Source organism: Sporolactobacillus inulinus, assembly GCF_006539285.1.
Lineage (GTDB): Bacteria > Bacillota > Bacilli > Bacillales > Sporolactobacillaceae > Sporolactobacillus > Sporolactobacillus inulinus.
Genome location: NZ_BJMS01000066.1, coordinates 1 through 21430, shown reverse-complemented (window position 1 = coordinate 21430; position 21430 = coordinate 1). Strand labels below are relative to the sequence as shown.

Sequence of the window (21430 nt, the reverse complement as noted above, 5' to 3'; positions counted from 1 at the left end):
TAAGGACCAAGCACAGCTTGGTTTTTCTTACGAGACCTCTTTTCGCTGCTGAAATGCTGGCACACAATGCCAATTGATGCTGATGCGCGTATTTCAGCCGTTCATACCTAATATTCGTCATCTCATTCTGTTAACGCTTTCACAATCGCTTTCATTGCTACACTATGAGTGTAGGAAAGGGAGGGATGAAGCATATCCCTCCCAGCAAAATAGGAGCGAAAAGAGGTCATACTCATGACAGTTACACGGATGAAAAGCTCAAGTGAATCACGACTTTCTGTACTTATCGGCACGATCATCGCCATGGTCGGTTTAGGAACCATTTATACATGGAGTTTGTTTAATCAGCCGCTCGCGGACAAATTCGGCTGGAGCATCGGTGCAGTAGCTGCAACGTTCTCCATTATGAGTTTCGCACTGTCGTTTTCAACACTTTCAGCAAGCAGTATTCAGAAGAAACTGGGAATTCGTGGTCTGCTGATTGTTTGCGGGGCAGGGATGGGCGTCGGTTTGATGATTGGCGCTCTTTCGACATCGCTGTGGATGCTTTACATTTTTGCCGGCATTCTCGTTGGCGCTTCAAACGGTATCGCCTACATGACGACCCTTTCGAATGCGATCCAATCCTTTCCGGAGAAGAAAGGGTTGATTTCCGGAATCGCAGTTGGCGCATATGGAACAGGCAGTTTGTTGTTTAAATATGTACTCAGCTTTTTCCTTGCTCATGCAGGATTGGTCCAGACGTTCCTTTACTGGGGCTTGATTTCAATGGTTCTGCTTTTTGCAAGTGCGTTTCTCATTAAGGAAGCTAAGGCACAAGCCGCACCGCAGAAGAGCGGCAAGCAAACGCAAAAGGATTATACGGTTGGCGGAATGCTTCATACAAAAGAAGCTTACTTGCTCTTCTTCGTTCTCTTCACGGCATGCATGAGCGGGCTCTACTTAATCGGAAGCGTTGCCAATATCGGTGTCAGTCTTGCCGGACTTGATGCCGCGGCGGCAGCAAATGCCGTTGCTTTGGTTGCCATCTTCAACACAACCGGACGGATTATTCTTGGTGCGGCATCGGATCATTTCGAACGTTTGAAAGTGATCGCTGTCTCTTTGCTCGTTACGGCGGGTGCTGCCTTGATCCTTAGCCAAGTTACGTTGAACTTTTCCCTGTTCTTTATCTGCGTCGCCAGTGTCGCTTTTTGCTTCGGCGGCAACATTACGATCTTTCCGACAATCGTTGCTGAATTCTTCGGTTTGAAGAATCAAAGCCGAAATTACGGGATGATCTATCAAGGATTTGGCATTGGCGGCTTAAGCGTATCGTTTATCTCCGGAATGCTCGGCGGGTTTGCACCGACCTTCAACTTCATTGCCGTCATCTGTGTGCTCGCTGCTGTGACTGCACTGCTGCTTCACGTACCAGGAACAAAAAAGGTACATCTGTTTTCCACACGCGAAGTGCAAGAACGCAGCGGTAGCGGCGACTAACCAGCAAAATAAGATCATTTTTAACCACGCGTTCTGCTCTTTCCTTACAAAACAGTAGGAAAGAGAGGACGTTTTTTTCTCGTCATCATGATCATTTTAGAAAAAGTCTGCTAAAATTAGAGTAAATCGTTTACATATAGAGTGGGTAATGGAGTGGATTGCCGATGACCGCTTTTGTGACCATGCTTTTCCAATTGTTTGAGCGTGCTGCCTTATTAATTGTATTTCTGTTCTTAGTCACCCGGATGCCGCGCTTTAAGGAAATTTTGCAGCGTGAAAAGCATTCTGCTTCGGAGCTGGCCATTCTGACGAGTATTTTTTGTCTGTTTGCGATTTTAAGCACCTATTCCGGTATTCATGTGGACGGCTCATTAGTGAACGTGCGCGTCGCCACGATTGTATCAAGCGGTATTCTTTTTGGTCCGGTGGTCGGAATTACCACCGGTGTGGTCGCCGGTTTGCACCGCTACTTGATTGATATCGGCGGTGTAACGGCGCTTCCTTGCTTTATCACAAGTACGTTTGCCGGCTTAGTATCGGTCTGGATTCATCGCAGCGTGAAGAAGTCGCAGCGTTGGATTTACGGCATTGCCGGCGGTATGTTCTGCGAACTGCTGACGATGCTGCTGATTTTGCTGATGTCCGGGTCGACGGAGCAAGGATGGAGCATCGTCTCGCGGATTGCATTGCCGATGATCTTAGGCGAAATCAACATCGGGTTTATCGTTCTGCTGGTCATGAGCGTCGAGGGCGAAAAAGAAAAGATTGCCGCGATGCAAGCGAAACTGTCGCTGGATATTGCCAACAAGACACTGCCCTACTTCCGTTCCGTGAATAAAGATTCGCTGGCGCAAGTCTGCCGGATTATTAAACAGGAAATCCATGCAGACGCCGTTGCGATGACCGATACAGCGAGCGTGCTTGCCTATGTCGGATTCGGCGATGAGCGTTATACGGTAGGCAAGGAAATCGTTAGCGCTTTGACGAAAAAGGTCATTCATGAAGGAACGATTACCTTTTCCAATGATGCTTCCGAACATCATTTGCCGCAGATTCAATCGGTGCTGATCATTCCCTTAAAAGAACGGGAAAAGGTCACGGGAACACTGAAAATGTACTATCGCAAGGCGACGAAGATGACCTATTCGCAGCAGTCGCTCGCCATTGGTCTGTCACAAATGATTTCGACGCAGCTTGAAATTTCACGATTGGAACAAATCAAGGAGGCGGCAAGCAAGGCGGAATTGCAAGCGCTCCAATCCAAAATCAATCCGCACTTTCTGTTTAATGCTCTAAATACGATTGCTTCTTTGATTCGTCGCGATCCAAGAAAGGCCAGAGCACTGATCATCCACCTCTCTGGCTACATGCGCTCCAATATCGAGCGAACCGATGAATTGATCAGCATGGAGGAAGCCATTCAGCAGGTCAAAGATTATGTAGAAATTGAAAAAGCGCGGTTTGGTCCGCGGCTTGAAGTGACTTATCAGATTGAGGACGTCGATCTGAACATTCCGAGCCTGCTGATTCAGCCACTCGTTGAAAATGCGATCAAGCATGGCGCACTAAAAGCAAACGGAGCGGGTAACGTGACCCTTCGCGTGCAAAAAATGGCTGATCGCGTGCGCGTGCATGTGCGCGATAACGGACCGGGAATTGATCAGAATATTGTTGAGCGACTGTACCAAAATCAAATGCCGGCAAAGAAAATCGGCCTGTTGAACGTTCATCAGCGGGTCAAGTTAATCTATGGAGAAGGGCTTGTGGTCCGATCTTTGTCCCCGGGGACGGATGTTTTTTTCGATATTAAGAAGGTGAGTCAATGAACGCGATTATTGTTGAAGATGAACAACTGGCCCGTGAAGAACTGGCATACTTGATTCAAACCTACAGCTCGATTAAGGTCACGAATTGTTTCGAAGATGGGCTGGATGTGCTGAAATTTTTGCAGGATCATGAAACGGATGCAATCTTTCTTGATATTAATATTCCTTCGCTCGACGGCATGCTGCTTGCCGGGAACATCAGCAAGTTCAAACGGAAACCGTATATCATTTTTACAACGGCGTATAAGGAGCATGCCGCAAAAGCATTTGAACTTGAAGCATTCGACTACATCCTCAAGCCCTATGACGAAGCGCGAATCGCGCCGATGCTGACAAAACTTGAAGCTGTATTTAAGCGTGACCACTTTCCGAACGATAAGCGAAGCGGTGCTGGAAATGCTGCGATGCGCACGCCGGTCCGAATAAACTTGCGCCAGGATGAACGCATTATTGTTAAAGAGGTCAATGCGATCTACTACGCAGAAGCCAGTGAAAAAGTAACGCTTGTCTATACCAATGATGCTCACTATACGATGCCAATGAGCTTGTCTGAGTTTCAGCAAATGGTTCCCGATCCGCTCTTTTTTCGTTGCCATCGCTCCTATCTGGTTAACCTTTCCAAAATCCGCGAAATTGTGCCTTGGTTTAATCAAACGTATCTTGTTCGATTGAATGATCTAAATGCGGAGCTTCCAGTCAGCAGGAGTAAGGTCAAAGCCTTTCGCGAGCGGATGCATCTGAATCAGTAACGGTTTAGCGCTTTCTTTGCGCGATGTCCACCGCGCGAGGCTTCATACCTACCGCTTGACTCGGGGATTATAATAGACAATATGTGAACATTTTGTGACTTGATGGTGATATTTATCACTTTTTTTGACGCTTATACTTTGATTTTGGTTTCTCGATTTGGTACCGTAAATATGGAATTTAGACAGCATTTATTCGTGTTCCTATTCGGTGAATTAAAGGATTCGGAGGGAGTCGTTTCATGCATATCTTGGCAATTGGCGTCAATCATCGAAACACTCCGGTGGAAATAAGAGAAAAGCTGAGCTTTCAGCCTGAGGATTTGGAGCGGGCACTTTCAGAACTGAGGCAAACAAAAAGTATTTTTGAAGATGTTATCCTTTCGACGTGCAATCGGACGGAGTTGTATGTTGTTTCCGATCAGCTGCATACGGGTCGCTATTACAGCAAGAAATTTTTTGCTGAGTGGTTCGGCATTTCCTTGGAAGGACTAACACCTTATTTGACCATCAAGGAAGATCAGGAAGCCATCCAACACCTGTTCCGAGTTACATGCGGTTTGGAGTCAATGGTGCTCGGTGAGACTCAAATTCTTGGACAGGTGCGAGAGAGCTTTGTACATGCGCAGCAATGCCGGACAACCGGAACCTTCTTTAATGAACTTTTTAAAGAAGCACTTACGGTTGCCAAGCATGCGCAGGACGTCACACAGATCAACGATCATCCGGTTTCGATCAGTTATGCAGCGGTCAAGCTGATTCAGGATGGTTTTGGACCGTTGGAAAATAAATCGGTGCTGTTGATTGGCGCTGGAGAAATGGGCACACTGGCGCAGAAGCATTTGTCGAGCAGCGGCGTTCGCCGGCTGACGATTGTAAACCGGACCAAGGAAAAAGCGGATGAGCTGGCGAAACAGTCTCAGGCGAATTCGGCTTCACTCGAATCGCTCGACGAGCAAATGAAACAGTGCGATATCGTTTTTGCTTCTACCTCAGCACCGAGCTATTTAATTACGGAAGCACGGCTTCAGCCGATTCTTGATCAACGAAAACATCGGCCACTTGTATTGGTCGATATCGGCGTGCCGAGAAACATCGACCCAGTCACGGCATATATGGATGGCGTTTCTTTGTTTGACGTTGATGATCTGGACCGAATCGTCGATGAAAATCGTGCTGCGCGCCGAAGTGCAGCGAAACAGATTGAGGGATTCATTAAACAGCAGCAACAGAAATATAGTGAATGGCTGCACACACTGGGCGTTGTCCCGGTGATTTCTGCGTTGCGCAGAAAAGCATTGGCGATCCATTCGGATACGATGAAGCGGATTGAAAATAAGCTGCCGGAAATGACGGAGCGGGAACGCAGAGTGGTCAGCAAACAGGCGAAGAGCATGATTAATCAGCTCTTGCGCGATCCGATAAATAATATTAAAGAATTAGCCTGTCATGAGCACGGCAAACATGCCATCGATCACTTTGCTGAAATTTTTAATATTGACGGGGATGTGCCTCAGCGTGGCCAGTCAGAAGAAGCAAAGGTGACGGAGTTCCGAATTGAAAAAGCGGAACACGAAACGCTCAAACCAACGACTATTGGTTAAGCACGGTGGACTGAGCGAGTAACGAGAGAGGCGAGAAAATGAGGACGATTCAGGTTGGATCAAGAAAAAGCAAGCTTGCTTTGGTTCAAAGCGAGCAGGTCATCCATGATCTGAGCGATAAATCAGACCGATTTGCCTTTGCGATCCGCCATATCGTAACCAAAGGCGACCGAATTCTAAATGTGACGCTGTCCAAAGTTGGCGGAAAAGGATTGTTTGTTAAAGAAATTGAGCGTGCCTTATTGGATGGTGCGATCGATTTTGCGGTTCACAGTATGAAAGACATGCCGGCGGAATTGCCAGGGGGTTTAGAGATTGCTTCCATTCCAATGCGGGAAGACGCATGTGACGTGTTGCTGACACGTTCTGGAGATGGGCTGGACAGTCTTGAACCCGGGGCAATTGTGGGGACAAGCAGTTTGCGCCGCGGAGCACAGCTGCTCAGCCTCCGTCCTGATTTGAATGTACAGCCATTGCGCGGCAATGTCGATACACGGATTGGTCGGTTAAAATCCGGCGATTTTGATGCGATTATTCTGGCTGCGGCGGGAATGAAACGACTTGGTGTTCATGAAAAAAATCATCCGCTCGCATTCGATGAAATGCTTCCGGCGGTTGGGCAGGGCGCACTGGCGATCGAGTGCCGTTCGTCCGATGCAGAGCTCAAAGCCTTGCTGCAAACCATCAACGATCCGGATACTGAGATTACTGTTCGCGCGGAGCGTGCATTGTTAAAACGTTTGAACGGCAGCTGCCAGGTGCCGATTGCTGCCTTGTGCAAACGCCGTGCCGATACCAAGCTGGAACTGACCGGGCTGGTTGCTTCCGTTGACGGAAAAGAAGTATTTAAAACGCGCCGCATTGGCGAGAATCCGGAGGAGCTGGGCGTAGAAGCGGCCGAAGAGCTGCTTCACCAAGGCGCCGGTACTGTTCTGAAACGACTAGGCAGTGATCCAAATGCAAGATGAACATGGGAACGATGCGTTAACGTTAAAAGGAAAACAGGTGCTGGTCACGCGCGCGGCGAGCCAAAGCGGCAGCCTTTGTGAACATATTCGCAGTTGCGGGGGTGAACCGCTGCTTGTGCCGCTCATTGCCTATCGCCGGACAACCTTTTCCCAAACCGAACGCATGAAATGGTTGCAGGCTGTTCAGCAATCGGACTGGTTGATTTTTACCAGTCAGAATAGTTTGGACGCTTTTATGGAGCTCATTGATCGGCTTGATCGTTTGCAAGGGGTCAAGCTTGCTGCTGTTGGCAAAAAGACCGGCGAACGACTCGAAACCTATGGGCTCCGTGCAGACTTCATTCCAAAGTCTTATACAGGACAAGCACTGCTTGAAGCGTTCTGCAACGGTCGGTTGGCCGCTGAGCAAGTAACAATCCCGCTCAGTTCTTTATCAAATCGAACACTTATTGATGGGTTCAATGACTTGGGGATCAAGGTGGCGAGCCGTGTTCTCTACCAAACGATTGCGGATCAGGCGAGTCAAAAGCGACTTGAAGAAGCAGTCGCATCCAAGCAGCTTTCGGCGATCACTTTTGCTAGTCCATCCGCCGTTCGCTTTTTTACCGAGCTCTTGCCCGAAAAACGATGGCGCAGTGCTTTAAACCGCTGCGTTGTGGCAGTGATCGGCAAGACAACGGCCGATTCACTTGAAAAGCTTGGTGTTGTTGCGGATGTCGTACCGGAAACGTTCACAGCGGCAAGCATGATTGACGCACTGGCAAACTACTATTTAAACAAAGAAGGAAGTAATCAAAATGAACAGCAAGCTTAACTTTGACCGTCATCGTCGTCTTAGAGGAACTTCAGTACTCAGAACAATGGTCCGGGAGACATTCCTGCGGCCAACGGACTTTATCTATCCTATATTTGTGACGGAAGAGGGCAGCAACATCAAGTCGGAAATCAAATCGATGCCGAATGTTTACCAGTACTCGCTCGACCGATTGGATGAAGAACTTGACGAAGTTGTTTCGCTCGGCATTCCGTCAATCATGTTTTTTGGTATCCCAAAGGAAAAGGATGCGGTCGGTTCCGGTGCTTATGATGATCAAGGCATTGTCCAGAAGGCAATCCGGCAAACGAAACAGAAGTATCCGGATCTGGTTGTGATTGCCGATACATGTATGTGTGAATATACAGATCACGGTCACTGCGGCATCATTCATAATGACGACGTGGATAACGACGAAAGTCTGACCTATATCGCTAAAACGGCTGTATCACAGGCAAAAGCCGGAGCGGATATCATTGCTCCTTCTAATATGATGGACGGTTTTGTAATCAGTATTCGCCAGGCGCTTGATGAAGCAGGCTTCGCGCAAATTCCGATCATGTCCTATGCAGTGAAATATGCATCCAGCTTCTTCGGTCCGTTCCGCGATGCGGCGGAAAGTGCACCGAAGTTCGGTAACCGTAAAACGTACCAAATGGATCCGGCGAACCGCAGAGAGGCATTGCGAGAAGCTGAATCGGATATCAAGGAAGGCGCTGATTTTCTGATCGTCAAACCGGCATTGCCTTACCTTGATGTGCTGCGCGATGTGCGCAATCAAACCAATATTCCGCTCGTTGCCTATAACGTCAGCGGCGAATATTCGATGGTTAAGGCAGCAGCGCTCAATGGATGGATTGATGAGAAAGCGGTTGTTCTTGAAGCGCTGACCGCGATGAAACGTGCCGGAGCTGATCTGATTATCACCTATCATGCAAAGGACGCGATCCGCTGGCTTCGTGAAGAATAATCCGACAAAAAACTATAGAATGAATGAACCCGGACAAACAGCTGTCCGGGTTTTTTACTAAGAAAAACTCGGTGCCGGGAATCCAGTTGACAACCGGATTTCAGTCACCGAGAACGCTTAACCTTTATTTTGTTTGCCTGCATGGTTACTGATCTGACCGCAACCGCCTGGAATACTCGTGAACAAATTGGGTCAGCGCAAGTAATTTGTCCTCGCTGACTTCAGGAAAGATGCCGTGACCGAGGTTGAAAATATATCCGGGCCTTCCGTTCCTTTCTTCTAAAAGCCGTTTTGCCCGTTCCTTCAGCAGCGGAAGCGGCGCAAGAAGCAGCGATGGATCGAGATTGCCTTGGACCGCTTTTTCAATGCCAAGCCGCTCCAAATCAGCGAAACTTGTCCGCCAGTCAAAGGAGAGCACGTCAACCGGGAGCTGATTCCATTCAGGTAAAAGATGTCCGGCTCCGGCAGCAAAGTACAAACTTACCGCATGCGTCTTCTTCAGCTCAGAAAAAATTCGTTGCATCGTTGGTGCGAGATAGCGATGATAGTCTTCTGCGCTGAGTGCTCCGACCCATGAGTCAAAGACTTGTACCGCTTGCGCTCCGCAGCGAATCTGTGCATGCAGATAATTCAGCGTCATTTCTGCCAAATCCTCCATGAGTGCCGCCCAGTCTTCTGGGTGGGCATACATAAACCCCTTGGTGCGATGATAATTCTTCGACGGTCCGCCTTCAATAAGATAACTTGCGAGCGTAAACGGGGCGCCTGCAAAGCCGATCAAGGGCACATTTAATTGTTGATGGAGCAGTTGAATGGTTTCAAGAACATAAGGCACATCACTCGCCGACTCAAGCGGCTTCCAATGAGAAAAGTCGGCGCCTGTACGAATCGGGTGGCTGAACACCGGCCCGACCCCTTCAACAATCTCAACCTTCAATCCGCGTGCCTTAAGCGGGGTCATGATATCGGCGAAAAGGATCGCCGCATCAACACCGAGTTTTTCAACAGGAAGGCGCGTCACTTTGGCACATACATCTGGATGGTGGCTGATTTCAAAAAAAGAATAGTGTTCGCGTATTGCTCTGTATTCCGACTGATAGCGCCCCGCTTGCCGCATGAACCAAACAGGGGTAAACGGTACAGCTTCTTTTCGACACGCCCTCAGAAAAACATCATTAAACAGAATACTCATTCCTTTCAAGAAGTTCGTCAATTTTCTTTAACTTTTATCCTTTAATCCATTTATAGAAGGAGGTAAGCTCATCCTTCGTCCATTTTACGTGAAAAGCACGAGCCCTGCACCTATTTTGCTATGAGCTGCGAGATACATCTTTCGGTTCAGCGGGCAGCATGATGTGTATTTATAACGTCGTTGCTGCACGTGCCGTTGTCGGACTCGCCGGCTAAGAAGGCGAAATTCTTTGCAAGACCGTTGCTCCCGCCATCCTCTATAGCGCTGGCAAGGTCAGCCGCTTATCTGATCACTTTATTTTTCTGAACAGAACCCGTGTCCAATCAATGAAAAGAGCCCCTGAAATCGCACCCTAAGGAGTTGATTTCAGAGGCTCATTTTCCGTCATTCAGTGCGGTCAATGCGGTCAACGTTTATTGGTCATTCCATACTTTCTTTGCAGTAGTGACCACATGTTTTAATTTCGCCCATTGCTGATCCTCGGTTAACTTGTTGCCTTCTTCAGTGGATGCGAAACCGCATTGTGTGGACAGACATAGATTTTTTAATGGAACAAAAGCGGTTGCTTCTTCAATTCGTTTTTGCAGCTTTTCTTCAGATTCCAGTTCAGGGAACTTGGACGTTATGAGACCTAGAACAACCTTTTTGTCAGCACCATGTTGGAAAATTTCTCTGAGCGGCGCGAAATCACCGGCGCGTTCATTATCGTATTCAAGAAAATAGCCGTCGATGTTAAGCTGTGCAAGATAAGAGGCAACCGGTCCATAGCCGCCGGAAAACAGGAAGGTGGAGCGGAAGTTGCCGCGACAAATGTGCATGGTGATCGTTAAATCTTCAGGCAAATCTTTGACTGCAGCATTGATGACCGTGACACCGTCTTGAGCGAGTTGTTCATAGCTTGCTTTTTCTTCACTGCTTTTTGCATTGCTGATTCGGTCGATCAGAAAGGCCCAGGTGGTGTCGTCGAGTTGAAGATAGCGGCAGCCAAGTTCGTAGAAATGCAGGATCGTTTGGCGATAGGCCGTTGCGAGATCTGCTAAGAAGGCGGCGCGTGTTTCATAGAAGTGAACGGCTTGATCATCTCGGTGATCACGGAAATAGAGTGTAGGACTTGGGATCGTTTGCTTTGCCAGCACGCCTTCAGGTACGATACGCTGCAGGTATGTAAATGCTTTGTAGAATGGATGGTCCGGATTGTAGGCTACTTTATCAACGAATCGAACATTGGTATCGCGAGTATGAGCACCCTTAAATTTATAGCTTTCATGCTGAGCGTAGGTTTCTATCCCTTTAAGATTGGCGAGAAAATCCAAATGCCACCAGCTACGACGAAATTCGCCGTCGGTTACGGCTTTTAGTCCTAATGCAACTTGCTTATCGACGATTTTCTTGATTTCCTCATCTTCGACTTTGGTCAATGCAGCCTGGTCAATTTTTCCTTCATGAAATGCGTTGCGTGCTTCTTTCAATGCTTGTGGACGCAGGAGACTTCCTACTTGGTCGAATCGGAATGGCGCTTTTTTTGCTGTGCTTACGGTCATTTCTGTATCCTCCTCAATTTTAACGGCGCAATCATTCATCACGCAGGGAACGCTAAGCGATCAAACGGGTGCTTCAGAGCAAATAAAAAAGTCTTCTTTTTGGGGAATAAGAAGACTGTACGTTCATGTCTCTTCTTATCCCTCCGGCGTTTTAAATGCCGGCTGGGATTAGCACCTTGTCGCAAAACGACGGTTGCTGAAGCGTCATCAGGCCAGTCCCTCGACTTCTCTAGATAAGAATGATTGATTCATTTATTTGATTGTCTTGAAGTCTACGCTAAATCGATTGGTTTTTCAAGCTTTTTTTTTTCAATATGTTCATCGCTTTAATTGGTTCACGGAAATGATCCTGGTTTGTTCCAAAAAATGAGTGGAACAGCGACCGGATGGAGTCATGCATCTTTTGGGGCTGCCGGTCAAAGCGAACGGCCGAGTTTCGCTGCAAAAAAACGGATCGTCTGCTCAAATCAGGACATAATTATTGACAAGCAATGCCATCCTTTTTTACGATAAAGTTATCCTAGTATAAAGCTGGTGATTTAATGGAAAAGGTGAACATCGGTCGAACGGAACTTACCGTAAATCCGCTTGGCCTTGGAACAAATAAAATTGGTGGGTATAACTTGTTTCCCAATCTTGATGATGAGATGGGAAAGCAGGTCGTTCAAACGGCCATTGACCACGATGTTGAAATGATTGATACCGCATTTATGTACGGGTTCGGTCATTCTGAAGAACTGATCGGTGACGTGCTGAAGAACAATGATCGTGAAAAAGTGATTTTGGCAACGAAAGGTGCACAGCAAATTGCCGCGGATCGCTCCGTCACGTTGAATAATAATCCTGAATTTCTGACGCAAGCAGTTGATGAAAGCCTGAAACGACTGCAGACCGATTATTTGGATATCTATTATATCCATTTTCCAGATCAGAACACGCCGAAGGCAGAAGCAGTCGGAGCACTTCAGCGCTTGAGAGAAGCGGGGAAGATTCGGGCAATCGGCATTTCGAACTTTAGCTTAGAACAAATTAAAGAAGCTGATGCCGACGGTTATGTTGATTTAGTAGAAAATCAATATAATTTGCTGCAGCAGGATGCGATGCATGAAGTTGTCCCTTATCTGAAGGAACGTGGGATTACCTTTGTGCCTTATGAACCGTTTGCTGCCGCACTTTTGACCGGACGCTACAGCCCGGATAACTTGCCGCATTTTGATGAGGGCGATCACCGTCTGTCGATTGATTTGTATCAACCGGATCAATTGAAGCGAAATGTTGAAAAAGTTGAGAAGCTGAAGCCGATTGCTTCGCGCTATGGTGTCTCAACGGCACAACTTGTTCTTGCTTGGTACATGAAGAATCCGCTGATCGGACCCGTGATTCCAGGAGCGCGCACAACGGAACAGCTGCTGGCGAATGTGGCGAGTGTTTCTATAGCGCTTCGTGATGAGGATTATCAAGCGATCGATCACATCTTTGCTTCCGCAAATTTGTAATCCGTTGAGCAGTCTCATGCTAATGGAGTATGATGAGAAGTGCAGTACAGGGGACGCTTGATCGCGCAATTTTATTATCTGAATGTATGAAGAACTGCAAAAGGTTAAATAAAGAATGGAGCAGCCGTTTTCGAGGGGTTTCCTCGCTGAAGCGGCTGCTTTTTCTTTGTGCGCTTCACCAGGCATGTGTGTCTTTTTCTACATAATAGGTGTTCTAACTTTTCGGCATCCCTAGGATGTGCATACACATAAGAGAAGGAGGTTGTTTAATAATGGCTAAATACAGTATTCATGCCGGACATAATTCCTTTGTTCCTGGTGCTCAGGGGTTTATCAAGGAAGAAGTCGTTAATCGGCAAATCAAGAACGCGGTTATCAACGATCTTCGAGCAGCAGGTCATACGGTCTACGATGATACGGATGACCAAGCAAAAACACAAAACGAGAATCTTGCTGCAATTGTGCGCAAAATAAACAGCCACACTAATCTCAGTTTAGTCGTCTCGATCCATTTAAATGCAGGCGGTGGAACGGGGATTGAGGTTTACCAACCCGATATACGAACAAATGGGGTTGCGCAGCGTGTGCTCAATGCAGTTTGCGCGGTAACGGGATTAAAAAATCGCGGCGTCCACATGAATTCGAGTTTATATGTTCTGCGCAATACGACGGCTCCTGCGATTCTGGTTGAATGCGGCTTCGTGGATCATCAAAGCGATGCAACTTTCGTTTCTACCCATACCGATGCAATTGGTCGGGCCATTGCAGAAGGCATCTTAGGAAGCACCATCACGTCAAAAAAGTCGCGTGCGGCAAGTCCAAAAGTGGTAAGTCCGAAAAAAGAAGCTGCCCCTTCATCCGTTCAGGCTGCTTCATTACTGCAAAGAGGCAGTCACGGTTCAACGGTCAAAGTCATGCAGCAGAATTTAATTCATGCCGGATACAGTGTGGGCAGCGCGGGTGCGGACGGTATCTTTGGTGCAGCAACAGAAGCCGCCGTTCGCGCACTGCAGCGTGACTCAGGAATTACGGTGGACGGAATTGTCGGCCAGCAAACCCAACTTGCACTCAGTCAGGCGCTAAGAGGTGGTTTGGCTGTAGTTCCGTACCCGGGACACATCATCAAACGGGGAAGCCGCGGCCACGATGTGGAAAGAATCCAACGTGCGCTGAAGCTTTCGGTAGACGGCATCTTTGGACCTGCGACCGAGAAAGCAGTCAAAGCCTATCAGCGACGCCATAATCTTTCTGTAGATGGAATCGTAGGACCAGAAACTTGGAACACGTTGTTTTAATTGTTAAGGATACATTCTAATGAGTGAAAAACCCAAAAAAATCGAGAGAAGTGCTTTCCTCGATTTTTTTGGGCATTTTTTTTTAGTGTTGTTTTACGATTGTCGTAACTCTTTTCCGCATGAAAAAGGTAAACAACCATATAGCAATGAGCAGTGTAGCGAGTAAATAGCCGACAGCGTTCAAATTCATCGTTTCGATAAATTTCCAAAGATTATATGAACAAATGAAGAAAAATGACAATTTATCAAATTTTTAATTGGTAACATTTAAAAAAGATCATGCGGTGTCATCGATTCAAAATCGATAGATCGTTCAAAGGGAATAGATCCTATTCACACAGTTATACTGAATAAAGAATTGGTTTTACGCAGCTCGTTGATTCTTATGATTACAAGTTGTCTATTAAGGGATGATCGCTATGAATTTTTACAGCTATGACTACATCGAAGGCCAAACCGATACGGCAACTTTTGTACAGTTTGGTTTTATGGCGGCGCTGCTTCTCATTATTTTCTTCTTTATTCTCCGCTTTAGAAAAAGGCGGATGCCCCATAAATATACGGAGATCATTTTTTTAGCTGGAATTCTGATTATCTTGCTTGCGGGGATCCAAGTGAATGATTGGCTGAACCGTGAGCATGTACAAAATGAATACCGCGGCGTGCTCAATCAGATGCGGCAGCTGTCACGTGAGTTGGATGTTCCAGTGGATCACATTTACACCAATCATCTGAAGCCGGATGAGGTGGCTTTATTTCTGGCAGGTGATCACTTCTACCGATTGGAACGAACAGAGGGCGATCCCGATCATTATATGCTTGAGCGGATTCAGGTGATCAATGAATTCTCCGTGAAACTCATCGAAAAGTGAAGGGGGATGCAGTGTGTTTTCATACATGGACGTAGCCATTAAGTTAGTCATCGGTCTCATCTGCCTCGTCATTTCCATCAATATGTCGGGCAAAGGCAATCTGGCGCCGCTATCTGCTGCCGATCAAATCCAGAATTATGTGCTTGGCGGGATCATAGGCGGTGTGATCTATAACCCAGACATTACAATTATGCAATTTCTGATTGTTCTGCTCATCTGGTCAGGATTGATTATCACGATGAGGATCTTGAAGACGAAAAACAGTGAAGTGCGCAAGTGGATTGATGGTGATCCAATTGTCATTGTTAATAAGGGTAGGATGATTCCCAAAAATTTTAAGAAAGCCAATCTTTCGGTTACCGATTTTGCGACCATGCTGCGGATGCAGGACATTTACACAATAAAAGATGTGAGCAGAGCGCAGGTTGAACAGAACGGGCATCTCACCGTATTGAAAAAAGATAACGAACGGCTTGGCTTTATTCTTGTCGCCGAAGGTTCGATTGATTATGATATGCTTGATTTGATGGACAAGGATGAACAATGGCTGGTTGACGTGTTTCGGAACATGGGGATTGAATCGAAGGAAGATGTCTTTTGCGCGGAGTACTACAAGGGTTCGATTACCGTATATACAGACGATATGGAGAAACAAACCTCCCCTGTTGCGGTTATGCGCAAAGACCCTCTTTGAGGCCGACGAGCCGTGTTTCACAACGATGCAATCGCTATGTGATGGATGGGAGCGGTGAACGTGGCGTATATCATTAAATTTATCTACGGGTTTTTATTGCCCCCAGGACTGTTTGTGACGGTACTTGCGTTATTGAGTGTAATTCTGTTTCGGAAAAAGAGCAAATGGGCAATTTTGCTTGGAGCTGTTACCTGCCTTATGTATCTTAGCTTCATTCCGCTTACCGGGATTCTTTTGGTTCACCCTCTGGAAAATCATTATCAGCCGCCGGAAAAACCGAAGGGCGATGTCCTGGTTATGCTTGGCGGAGGAGCGACGCTCGGAACGCCTGATTTAGGAGGGAAGGGGCAGCTGTCCGGCAATGCGGCGAATCGATTACTGACAACGTTCCGATTGTATCAGAAAACGCATTTACCGATCATTTTAAGCGGAGGAAAGGTCTATCCGGACAGTGGTGTTGAGGCTGAGATCGGTAAGCGTCAACTCATGGCACTTGGCGTACCTGCGAACAAGATTATTACGGAAACCAAGAGCATTACAACGAAAACCAATGCTCAAAATACGAAAAAGGTAATGGAAGCATATCGATTTAAGCGGCCGATTCTGATTACATCGGCCTTTCATTTGCCGCGTGCGGTTTTACTGTTTCAGAAGGAAGGAATTCGCGTGACGCCATACCCGACCGATTATCTTGAAAGCAGGCGCGCTGCACTTTATCCCGGTCAGTTTGTTCCCGCAAGTGGAGGTACCGCATTTACGGCGTTAAAGGAATATGTCGGGATGTTCGCCTCACGCTTTTAACAACCGAGAAAAGGGCATCCGCAGCTCGGATGCCCTTTCTCAGGAGGCTTGACATTTATTTGCGCCATTCGGCACCACTCGATTTGGTGTCGGGTCGAATGAGCCGTCGCTTTTCAACGCTCAATCGGAATTAGTAGCAAAATGCTGCACCTACAATGATTAACAAAATGAACAGTACAACAAGAAGTGCGAAGCCGTTTCCTACACCGCATCCGCAGCCGGCACCGCCTTTTACTGGTTCGCCCATCAGAACACCCCCTCATGATCGGATACTGCATTATATGTTGCAGTTACCTAGAATGGGAGGGCAAATGTACCGATTTTTTTCGGATTGTCGCTTCGCCGGCGATTAAAATGGTTGCCGGATACTGTTGAAAATCAGTGTCATGGCAAATGCAGCCAAGAAAAAGATCACTGCCGCATAGTCACGTCGCCCAAGTTTCAAAGGATGCAATTTTGTCCGGCCTTCGCCGCCATGGTAGCAACGGCATTCAATCGCATTGGTCAATTCAAACGCACGACGGAATGCCGACATGAACAGAGGAAGGATCACCGGAAAAAAGGCGCGGATCCTATTGAGAATTGTCCCGGTAGCAAACTGGGCGCCACGCGCTTTCTGTGCTTCGATGATTCGGTCGAGCTCTTCAGCGAGCGTTGGCAGAAAGCGCAGTGTGATTGACAGCGTCATCGATAGCTCGCTAACCGGAAAATGAAGACGTTTCAGTGGTGCAAGCAATTGTTCCAATCCGCTTGCCAATGCATTGAGCGACGTGGTGTATGTAATGAGCGAGCAGCCGGCGATCAGTGTGATCAGACGGACCAGTAAAGTAAACCCGGTAAACAAGCCTTGATCTGTGATACGGAGAAACGCATAGTGCCACAAGACATGACCGGATACATAAAAAATGTTCAGCAGCGCGGTAACGATAATCACCGGAATAATCGGGCGAACGGCTCGAAATACTTTTCGCGCGGGCACTTGGGCACATACTATATAAATCCAGAGCAGCAAAAGTAAAAAGATCAGACTGAGCGCACTTTTTGTCAAAAATACTTGAATGATGAACAGAAAGGTAAGCATCAGTTTTGTCCGCGGATCAAGCCGGTGCATGAGTGAATGTCCGGGAATAAACTGACCGACGGTAAGATCGCGCGTCATGGACGATCCGCCTCCTTAAGAAAACGAAGCAGCTCCTGCTCTGCCTGCTCAACGGTATAGGCTTCTGTTTTAACGGAGTAGCCTTTTGCTTTGAGCCCAAGCAGAACCTTGGTGCTTTGCGGAATATCCAGCCCAATCGACACAAGTTTCTCGGCTTGAGCAAAAATAGAGGCAACCGGTCCGTCCAGTGCGACGCTGCCCTGGTCGAGCACAACGACGCGATCAACAAAATCGGCGATATCTTCCATGCTGTGCGAGACAAGCACGACTGCTGCCCCGCTTTTCCGACGATAGTGACGGAGCGCATCAAAAAGGGCATGACGTCCCTCGGGGTCAAGACCGGCTGCCGGTTCGTCTAGAATCAGCACTTTTGGGCGCATTGCAAGGACACCGGCAATGGCGACTCGGCGCATTTCGCCCCCGGACAGCCGGAAGGGATTGCGTTCCAGGTACGAGTTGTCGAGTCCAACGCATTGCAAGGATTCGCGAATGCGGGCGTTCATTTCTTCTTGACCAATTCCCATATTCCGCGGACCATAGGCGATATCTTTGCCGACCGTATCCTCGAAGATCTGCGCCTCCGGATATTGAAAAACCAGCCCAATCTGAAAACGGATCGAACGGATTTCGTTCGGTTTTTTCCATAAATCATTGCCTTGGTACACCACCTGTCCGGAGTTGGGGCGAAGCAGTCCATTAAAATGGCGGATCAGCGTTGACTTTCCAGAACCGGTATGCCCGATCAGGCCAACGGATTCACCGGCGTCAACAGCCATGGAAACATCACGAAGCGCATGCTTTTCAAAAGCAGTCCCCGGGCTATAGCAATAATTTATATTTTTTAATTCAATAAGTGCCATAATCTTCCTCCCTGACAGCCGTTAATGCATCGATGCATTGCTCAACGTGGATGATTGGATCAGGGAGGCGGATCCCTTGCTGTCGCAAGCGCAGCACAAGCGCGACGACCTGCGGCACATCCAACTTCAATTGTTTGAGCAAATCAATCTGATAAAAGACGTGTTCGGGTCGATCATCCATAACTACTTTTCCCTGATTCATGAGCAGCACGCGGCTTGCTTCAGCCGCTTCATCCATGTGGTGCGTAATTAAAAGGATCGTTATTCCCAATTCATGATTGAGACGTTTGACAATGCGCATGACATCGGCTCGGCCTTTTGGGTCGAGCATGGAGGTTGCCTCATCCATGACAATGCATTGCGGGCGCATGGCAAGAATGCCGGCGATGGCAATGCGCTGCTTCTGACCACCGGATAGTTTGAACGGGGAATGCCGTTTGTAATCCAGCATATCCACTGCATCAAGCGCCCAGTCCACACGTCTTTGAATCTCGCTGGGCTTCATGCCAAGATTTTCCGGTGCAAAAGCAACATCTTCTTCGACCAGCGTCGAGATGAGCTGGTTATCCGGATTTTGAAAGACCATGCCGACCGTTTGACGAATTGCATCAAGCTTTTGGTGGTCCGCCGTATCCATACCTTGTATTTGAACGGAGCCGTCTGAAGGAAGCAGCAATCCGTTCAAATGCTTGGCCAATGTTGACTTCCCGCACCCGTTCGGCCCGAGAATCGCGACAAACTCGCCTTGATGGATTGACAGATCGATCCCGTTCAAAATCCATTTTTGCTTGGTTTGGTGATGCAGATATTGAAAATAAAGGTTCTGCGTTTCAATCAGCGCACTCATGACTGCTCCTTAGGGTAGGATTTGTGGGTATATAAAAAAGTTCGGACAAAATGATTGTCCGAACTTAATCATACCATCTTTTTATAAGGGTTTGGAGACCCCTTTGTTTGAATCAAAGATCGACAATCCCTTTTTGAGTGGGAAGTACAGTACGGTGACGATGATCACTGTAGATATTGCGTTAATCGCCGTTGCAGGAAGACTGGTGAAGGCTGCAACCACTGCTGGAGTAAATGCACTCCCAAGCAACAGTTTCTCAATCAAGCCATGCAAGAATTCAAGCGCAATCTTTGATACTCCGGCAACCAAAGCAAGAATAAAGATGTTGAGCGGGCTGTCCTGATGTTTGAGCAGTGTGAAAGCTCCGCTGACAATTGCTGCAACAAGAAAAGCGAGAATGACGGTCACCGGAGCGGTGGATGCGTAGCCATTGAGCAGATCGAATAAGCCGAGTCCGATCGCCCCCGCTAAACCACCACGAAAACCGCCAAGCAGCAAGACGGAAAGCACAAGCAGCGAGTTGCCGAAATGAATAAATGGGGCGCCTACCGCTGCCGGCAAGGGAATTCTCAATGCTGAAATGCCCAAATAAGTTACTGCTGCAAACAATGCAACGAGTACGATGTCGCGAACGCCAAATGATTTACTTTGCTTGCTCATAATCGACTCTCCTCTGAAAAGAATAATGAAAGACATTAGTTCAATAAAACCCACTAGCTTACAAGGGATTAAGACTGATATTACCCTTTGCTTACGGAACTGTCAATAGAATTTCTTAAAGAACAGAAGTAACTTTTTTCGCATCATTTTCCCGCTTCACATAATAAGCAGAGGATCATGCGCGGATACTAGCAAGAGCGGCATAACCACAGTGAAGTGTCGCTTGTTCTTAGCTGAACTTCGCCGGTGAAACAGAACAGATGACAGAGCACTAGACCACAGTTTACAATAGAGGAAAGGAGTGAATACGATGGCTGAAAAAAAAGTATTGATGATTACTCAGACCGTATGCCCGTATTGCGATCGGGCTAAGATGGTCTTAAACCATGCGCTGGAAGGAAAATATAACGATCAAATCGAGCTGCTCGTACGCGAGGATGACCAGAAACGTTTTGATCAGCTGAAGCAAAAATACCAATTCTTGACCGTTCCGACATTTATTGATAAAAAAACAGGCAAATTATTAAGTGATTCAAAAGAAGAAACGATTACTGCGTTCATGAAAGAAGCGATTGGCTGAGGGCGCTCAGCAAATAAGGATGTCTCAAAAGTCTGCGGACTCAAGAGGCATTCTTTTTTTTTCGCAAATGAGAAAGTCATGATCTTGGACCTTCTCATACTGGAATAAGCCGCATTTCTCCAATAAGGGAGATCTCGCCAAAATGTTGTTAAACGAAAGCGAAAATAAAAAAGGGGTTTTCTGCCGGCGTTATTTTAGGTACGATGATAACAGGCAAAAGCCTCATAAGCAGTTGCCTCTTCCATTTGCTATTCAAAGACTTTAATGATGAACATAAGGAGACGTACGGATGAATTCGTTATCATGGTTTATTGATGTCTTTCTCCATATTGATCAATTTTTAACGCAAATTGTCAATCAGTATGGCGCATGGACGTATATTATCTTATTTATCGTGATTTTTATTGAGACAGGCCTGGTTATTTGCCCGTTTCTTCCAGGTGATTCGCTGCTGTTTGCGGCCGGTGCGATCGCTGCCCATGCAGGTTCTGAACTGAGTTTGGCACTGCTTCTTTTTTTGATTGCGATCGCGGCAATACTGGGCGATACATTGAACTATTGGCTGGGGCGTGAAATTGGTCAGTCCTTTGAGAAGCACAATCGATTTCAGCGATTGATCAATCAAGAAAAAATGGTTAAGGCGGAGCACTTCTTTAATAAATATGGTGGATTTGCAGTTTTTCTCGGGCGTTTTGCACCATTCATTCGCACGTTTATTCCTTTTATCGCTGGAGCAAGCCGGATGCATTATCCGTTCTTCCTTTTTTACAACATTATCGGCGGGGTTGTTTGGACACTTGCGGGTTTGCTGGCTGGCTTCTTCTTCGGTCAAATTCCGTTCATTAAAGAACACTTTTCGTTGATGATGGTGCTGATCATCTTTGTATCGCTTCTGCCTATGATTCTTGTGATGGTTACGAATAGGATCAAAGGAAAACGATTGGATTAAGTGTGCACCATTAAGGAAAACAAGCAATGATTTGATGGCGTCTCAAAGGACGTGATTCCTTTGAGACGCTTTTT

The 21430-nt window shown here is 47.1% G+C and carries 21 protein-coding genes and 1 riboswitch; of the genes, 14 read left to right on the top strand and 7 right to left on the bottom strand.

Annotated features, from left to right (window positions below; translation table 11 throughout):
* Positions 1–249: 249 nt before the first annotated feature.
* The 7 genes from SIN01_RS09775 (at position 250) to hemB (ending at position 8410) form a co-directional block, all read left to right on the top strand.
* Positions 250–1482 (top strand): L-lactate MFS transporter, encoded by a 1233-nt coding sequence (locus tag SIN01_RS09775; protein ID WP_141306048.1) that lies wholly within the window; start codon positions 250–252, stop codon positions 1480–1482.
* A 164-nt stretch (positions 1483–1646) separates the two neighbouring features.
* On the top strand, positions 1647–3308 hold the full coding sequence (locus tag SIN01_RS09770; protein ID WP_010024754.1) for a sensor histidine kinase: 1662 nt from the start codon (positions 1647–1649) through the stop codon (positions 3306–3308).
* A complete protein-coding gene (locus SIN01_RS09765) occupies positions 3305–4057 on the top strand; it encodes a LytR/AlgR family response regulator transcription factor (RefSeq protein WP_010024753.1) in 753 nt (250 codons plus the stop codon). The genes SIN01_RS09770 and SIN01_RS09765 overlap by 4 nt, the downstream gene beginning before the upstream one ends.
* A 239-nt stretch (positions 4058–4296) precedes the next feature.
* Positions 4297–5658, top strand: coding sequence for a glutamyl-tRNA reductase (gene hemA / locus SIN01_RS09760; RefSeq protein WP_010024752.1), 1362 nt, complete (start codon positions 4297–4299; stop codon positions 5656–5658).
* A 38-nt stretch (positions 5659–5696) separates the two neighbouring features.
* Positions 5697–6626 carry a hydroxymethylbilane synthase gene (hemC, locus tag SIN01_RS09755; RefSeq protein WP_010024751.1) on the top strand — a complete coding sequence of 310 codons (930 nt, stop codon included), beginning with the start codon at positions 5697–5699 and terminating at the stop codon, positions 6624–6626.
* On the top strand, positions 6616–7440 hold the full coding sequence (locus SIN01_RS09750) for a uroporphyrinogen-III synthase (RefSeq protein WP_010024749.1): 825 nt from the start codon (positions 6616–6618) through the stop codon (positions 7438–7440). The genes hemC and SIN01_RS09750 overlap by 11 nt, the downstream gene beginning before the upstream one ends.
* The gene (gene hemB / locus SIN01_RS09745; protein ID WP_010024748.1) at positions 7424–8410 is read left to right on the top strand and encodes a porphobilinogen synthase; all 987 of its coding nucleotides are present in this window, start codon (positions 7424–7426) and stop codon (positions 8408–8410) included. Before SIN01_RS09750 ends, hemB begins: the two co-directional genes overlap by 17 nt.
* Before the next feature lie 145 nt (positions 8411–8555).
* Here the strand turns inward: hemB and hemE are convergent, their stop codons facing one another.
* Entirely contained in the window at positions 8556–9602 is a 1047-nt protein-coding gene (hemE, locus tag SIN01_RS09740) for a uroporphyrinogen decarboxylase (protein WP_029548156.1), read from the bottom strand.
* Positions 9603–10015: 413 nt separating this feature from the next.
* Entirely contained in the window at positions 10016–11143 is a 1128-nt protein-coding gene (locus SIN01_RS09735; protein ID WP_010024746.1) for a vitamin B12 independent methionine synthase, read from the bottom strand.
* Positions 11144–11275: 132 nt separating this feature from the next.
* Positions 11276–11383: riboswitch (SAM riboswitch) on the bottom strand.
* Between the two features lie 302 nt (positions 11384–11685).
* On the opposite strand from SIN01_RS09735, the gene SIN01_RS09730 reads away from it, so the two are divergent.
* The 5 genes from SIN01_RS09730 to SIN01_RS09710 all read left to right on the top strand — a co-directional run bounded on the left by SIN01_RS09730 (position 11686) and on the right by SIN01_RS09710 (position 16301).
* On the top strand, positions 11686–12639 hold the full coding sequence (locus SIN01_RS09730) for an aldo/keto reductase (RefSeq protein WP_010024745.1): 954 nt from the start codon (positions 11686–11688) through the stop codon (positions 12637–12639).
* A 272-nt stretch (positions 12640–12911) separates the two neighbouring features.
* Positions 12912–13934: an N-acetylmuramoyl-L-alanine amidase gene (locus tag SIN01_RS09725; protein WP_010024744.1), complete on the top strand. Its 1023-nt coding sequence runs from the start codon at positions 12912–12914 to the stop codon at positions 13932–13934.
* Between the two features lie 419 nt (positions 13935–14353).
* Positions 14354–14806: a DUF3290 family protein gene (locus tag SIN01_RS09720; protein ID WP_010024742.1), complete on the top strand. Its 453-nt coding sequence runs from the start codon at positions 14354–14356 to the stop codon at positions 14804–14806.
* Positions 14807–14819: 13 nt separating this feature from the next.
* The gene (locus SIN01_RS09715; protein WP_141306047.1) at positions 14820–15500 is read left to right on the top strand and encodes a DUF421 domain-containing protein; all 681 of its coding nucleotides are present in this window, start codon (positions 14820–14822) and stop codon (positions 15498–15500) included.
* A gap of 60 nt (positions 15501–15560) precedes the next feature.
* Complete coding sequence (locus SIN01_RS09710) at positions 15561–16301, top strand: YdcF family protein (RefSeq protein ID WP_010024739.1); 741 nt, start codon at positions 15561–15563, stop codon at positions 16299–16301.
* A gap of 130 nt (positions 16302–16431) precedes the next feature.
* On the opposite strand, the gene SIN01_RS09705 is transcribed toward SIN01_RS09710, so the two are convergent.
* The 5 genes from SIN01_RS09705 to SIN01_RS09685 form a co-directional block, all read right to left on the bottom strand.
* Positions 16432–16548, bottom strand: a complete 117-nt coding sequence (locus SIN01_RS09705) for a YjcZ family sporulation protein (protein ID WP_010024738.1) — start codon at positions 16546–16548, stop codon at positions 16432–16434.
* A 102-nt stretch (positions 16549–16650) separates the two neighbouring features.
* Positions 16651–17460 carry an energy-coupling factor transporter transmembrane component T family protein gene (locus SIN01_RS09700; protein WP_010024737.1) on the bottom strand — a complete coding sequence of 270 codons (810 nt, stop codon included), beginning with the start codon at positions 17458–17460 and terminating at the stop codon, positions 16651–16653.
* Positions 17457–18320, bottom strand: a complete 864-nt coding sequence (locus SIN01_RS09695) for an energy-coupling factor transporter ATPase (RefSeq protein WP_047034831.1) — start codon at positions 18318–18320, stop codon at positions 17457–17459. The genes SIN01_RS09700 and SIN01_RS09695 overlap by 4 nt, the downstream gene beginning before the upstream one ends.
* Entirely contained in the window at positions 18307–19167 is an 861-nt protein-coding gene (locus tag SIN01_RS09690) for an energy-coupling factor transporter ATPase (RefSeq protein ID WP_010023484.1), read from the bottom strand. The genes SIN01_RS09695 and SIN01_RS09690 overlap by 14 nt, the downstream gene beginning before the upstream one ends.
* Positions 19168–19248: 81 nt before the next feature.
* A complete protein-coding gene (locus tag SIN01_RS09685; protein ID WP_010023482.1) occupies positions 19249–19827 on the bottom strand; it encodes an ECF transporter S component in 579 nt (192 codons plus the stop codon).
* A gap of 310 nt (positions 19828–20137) precedes the next feature.
* Between SIN01_RS09685 and SIN01_RS09680 the strand changes: the two genes are divergently transcribed.
* Together SIN01_RS09680 and SIN01_RS09675 are read left to right on the top strand one after the other, a co-directional pair.
* Entirely contained in the window at positions 20138–20407 is a 270-nt protein-coding gene (locus SIN01_RS09680) for a glutaredoxin family protein (RefSeq protein ID WP_010023480.1), read from the top strand.
* A gap of 289 nt (positions 20408–20696) precedes the next feature.
* On the top strand, positions 20697–21356 hold the full coding sequence (locus SIN01_RS09675) for a VTT domain-containing protein (protein WP_010027872.1): 660 nt from the start codon (positions 20697–20699) through the stop codon (positions 21354–21356).
* Positions 21357–21430: the final 74 nt, after the last annotated feature.

Excerpts from the sequence above, each read along its gene's own strand:
- SIN01_RS09725 (WP_010024744.1), top strand. The coding sequence starts at position 12,912 with ATGGCTAAATACAGTATTCATGCCGGACATAATTCCTTTGTTCCTGGT.
- SIN01_RS09680 (WP_010023480.1), top strand. The coding sequence starts at position 20,138 with ATGGCTGAAAAAAAAGTATTGATGATTACTCAGACCGTATGCCCGTAT.
- SIN01_RS09695 (WP_047034831.1), bottom strand. The coding sequence starts at position 18,320 with ATGGCACTTATTGAATTAAAAAATATAAATTATTGCTATAGCCCGGGG.
- hemB (WP_010024748.1), top strand. The coding sequence starts at position 7,424 with ATGAACAGCAAGCTTAACTTTGACCGTCATCGTCGTCTTAGAGGAACT.
- hemC (WP_010024751.1), top strand. The coding sequence starts at position 5,697 with ATGAGGACGATTCAGGTTGGATCAAGAAAAAGCAAGCTTGCTTTGGTT.
- SIN01_RS09770 (WP_010024754.1), top strand. The coding sequence starts at position 1,647 with ATGACCGCTTTTGTGACCATGCTTTTCCAATTGTTTGAGCGTGCTGCC.
- SIN01_RS09765 (WP_010024753.1), top strand. The coding sequence starts at position 3,305 with ATGAACGCGATTATTGTTGAAGATGAACAACTGGCCCGTGAAGAACTG.
- SIN01_RS09730 (WP_010024745.1), top strand. The coding sequence starts at position 11,686 with ATGGAAAAGGTGAACATCGGTCGAACGGAACTTACCGTAAATCCGCTT.
- SIN01_RS09690 (WP_010023484.1), bottom strand. The coding sequence starts at position 19,167 with ATGAGTGCGCTGATTGAAACGCAGAACCTTTATTTTCAATATCTGCAT.
- SIN01_RS09705 (WP_010024738.1), bottom strand. The coding sequence starts at position 16,548 with ATGGGCGAACCAGTAAAAGGCGGTGCCGGCTGCGGATGCGGTGTAGGA.
- SIN01_RS09675 (WP_010027872.1), top strand. The coding sequence starts at position 20,697 with ATGAATTCGTTATCATGGTTTATTGATGTCTTTCTCCATATTGATCAA.
- SIN01_RS09735 (WP_010024746.1), bottom strand. The coding sequence starts at position 11,143 with ATGACCGTAAGCACAGCAAAAAAAGCGCCATTCCGATTCGACCAAGTA.
- SIN01_RS09720 (WP_010024742.1), top strand. The coding sequence starts at position 14,354 with ATGAATTTTTACAGCTATGACTACATCGAAGGCCAAACCGATACGGCA.
- hemE (WP_029548156.1), bottom strand. The coding sequence starts at position 9,602 with ATGAGTATTCTGTTTAATGATGTTTTTCTGAGGGCGTGTCGAAAAGAA.
- SIN01_RS09775 (WP_141306048.1), top strand. The coding sequence starts at position 250 with ATGAAAAGCTCAAGTGAATCACGACTTTCTGTACTTATCGGCACGATC.
- hemA (WP_010024752.1), top strand. The coding sequence starts at position 4,297 with ATGCATATCTTGGCAATTGGCGTCAATCATCGAAACACTCCGGTGGAA.
- SIN01_RS09685 (WP_010023482.1), bottom strand. The coding sequence starts at position 19,827 with ATGAGCAAGCAAAGTAAATCATTTGGCGTTCGCGACATCGTACTCGTT.
- SIN01_RS09700 (WP_010024737.1), bottom strand. The coding sequence starts at position 17,460 with ATGACGCGCGATCTTACCGTCGGTCAGTTTATTCCCGGACATTCACTC.
- SIN01_RS09750 (WP_010024749.1), top strand. The coding sequence starts at position 6,616 with ATGCAAGATGAACATGGGAACGATGCGTTAACGTTAAAAGGAAAACAG.